The 1,139-nt window shown below is 73.1% G+C and carries 2 protein-coding genes; one reads left to right on the forward strand and one right to left on the reverse strand.

Annotation, left to right across the window (positions count from 1 at the left end):
* Window positions 1-134, forward strand: a 134-nt coding sequence (locus tag ABZV94_RS41820) for a DUF4031 domain-containing protein (RefSeq protein ID WP_356350368.1), incomplete at its 5' end; no start/stop codon positions are given.
* A 6-nt stretch (window positions 135-140) separates the two neighbouring features.
* Here the strand turns inward: ABZV94_RS41820 and ABZV94_RS41825 are convergent.
* The coding region (locus ABZV94_RS41825; RefSeq protein ID WP_356350365.1) for an MFS transporter at window positions 141-1,139 on the reverse strand (999 nt) is incomplete at its 5' end.

Here is a 1,139-nt window from a genome sequence, read left to right on the forward strand (position 1 = left end):
ACTACGACGTGCCGGAAGCGCGGTACGAGGACGCCGTACGGGCCGGGGCCCGGCAGATCGGCTCCAAGGAACTGGTCCGCCGCATCACCGAAGCGGGCCTGCGCCGCCCCAAGGGCCGCCCCGCTCCGGGCTGAACCGGCTCAGACGGTCGTGGAGGCGGCGGACTCCACCGCCACGCTCCCGGACGTGGCGGCGGGGGCGCCCGCCACCAGCCGGGACGACGCGTTGCGGCTGCGCTGCAACCGGAGCGAGAAGACCACCGTCACCAGGGCCAGCACGGTCATCGCCGCCCCCGCCCACGCGGTGGCCTCGAAGCCGAAGTCCAGGTCGATCACCGTGCCGCCCAGCCAGGGCCCGCCGGTGTTGCCCAGGTTGAACGCGGCGGTGGTGGTCGCACCCGCCAGGGTCGGGGCGGCGCCCGCCACGTTGAACATGCGGGCGTTCAGCGCCGGAGCCGTGTAGAACGCCGACAGGCCCAGCAGGAACGACAGGACGATCACGGCGGCCTGGTTCGACGCGAACAGCGCCAGCGCGGCCAGGAACACGGTCGAAGCCGCGATCCCGCTCAGCAGCACCCCGAACAGGTGCGCGTCCGCGACCCGGCCGCCGATCGTCGTACCGACCAGCGCGCCGATTCCGAACAGTGCGAGCACGGTCGGTACCCAGCCCGAGTCCAGCCCGGCGACATCCGTCAGCAGTGGTGCCAGGTAGCTGAAGGCGCAGAACACCCCGCCCGCCGCGAGCGCGGTCAGCACGATGGAGAGCCACACCTGCCGGTCACGGTAGATCCCCAGCTCCCGCTTGAGCTGCGGCTTCTCGTCCGGCAACGGGATACGGGGGATCATCGTCGCCACCCCGGCCAGCGCCACGGCCGAGGCCGCCCCGACCGCCCAGAACGCCGACCGCCAGCCCAGGTTCTCGCCCAGGAAGGCGCCCAGCGGCACCCCGAGCTCGTTCGCGATGGACAGCCCGCCGATCATCACGGCCATCGCACGGGCCCGCTGGTTCACCGGGACCATCGCGATGGCGACGGCCGCCCCGACGGCCCAGAACCCGGCGCACGCGAAGGCGCTGATCACCCGGGACGCGAAGAGCACCTCGTACGTCGGCGCGAGCGCGCCCGCGATCTGACCGAGGCC

It is taken from the genome of Streptomyces sp. NPDC004658 (genome assembly GCF_040609555.1).
Classification (GTDB): domain Bacteria; phylum Actinomycetota; class Actinomycetes; order Streptomycetales; family Streptomycetaceae; genus Streptomyces.